Annotated in this window: 1 protein-coding gene; it reads left to right on the top strand. The window is 69.7% G+C overall.

Annotated features, from left to right (window positions below; translation table 11 throughout):
• Positions 1-714: DUF222 domain-containing protein (locus ACQI46_RS25595; RefSeq protein ID WP_427096856.1), on the top strand; the 714-nt coding region annotated here is incomplete at both ends.

Genomic DNA, 714 nt, shown 5'->3' with positions numbered 1-714 from the left:
GCCAGCGCGGCCGCGCTGATCGACGCTGCCCGGAACTGCTCACGCGCGGAGAACATCGCCGCAGCGCGCAAGCTGGCGGTGCTGGCTGAGCTGTTCGATCGACGCACCCACACCGCCACCGCCACCGCTGAGCAGCGCGAGGGGTGGTGGCTGGACCCTGATGCTGCCGTGGCTGCCGAATTGGCTGCCGCGCTGGGGGTCACCCAGGGGTTGGCGTTGGCCCAAACCCATCGGGGGGTGCGGTTGCGGGACCGGCTCCCCGGGGTCGCGGCGTTGTTCGCCCAGGGCCTGATCAGTGATCTGCTGGTGCGCACCATCGTTTACCGCACCGAACTGATCACCGACGACAATGTGATGGCCGCGGTGGACGCCGCGCTGGCCGGCCAGGTCGGGTTCTGGGGTGGGCTGTCGCGCGAGAAGATCGACCAGGCCGTCGATGCCACCGTCATCGCCCACGACCCGGCCGCCCAACGCGTGCCGCGATACACCCAGTCCGCGCGCAGCGTGGAGATCGGCGAGCACGCCGATCCGCCCGGCTATGTCAGTGTGCATGCGCGCATGCACGCCGGTGATGCCGCCGCGTTGCGTGACCGTATTGAACGCATCGCTCACAGTGTCTGCGCTGCCGATCCGCGCCGCCTCGACGAACGCCGCAACGATGCGCTGGCCGCGATCAGCTACGGGCTCGATGCGTTGGTCTGCCAGTGCGGTCTG

This window comes from Mycobacterium sp. SMC-4 (assembly GCF_050205565.1).
Lineage (GTDB): Bacteria > Actinomycetota > Actinomycetes > Mycobacteriales > Mycobacteriaceae > Mycobacterium.
This window is presented reverse-complemented; position numbering and strand designations above follow the sequence as displayed.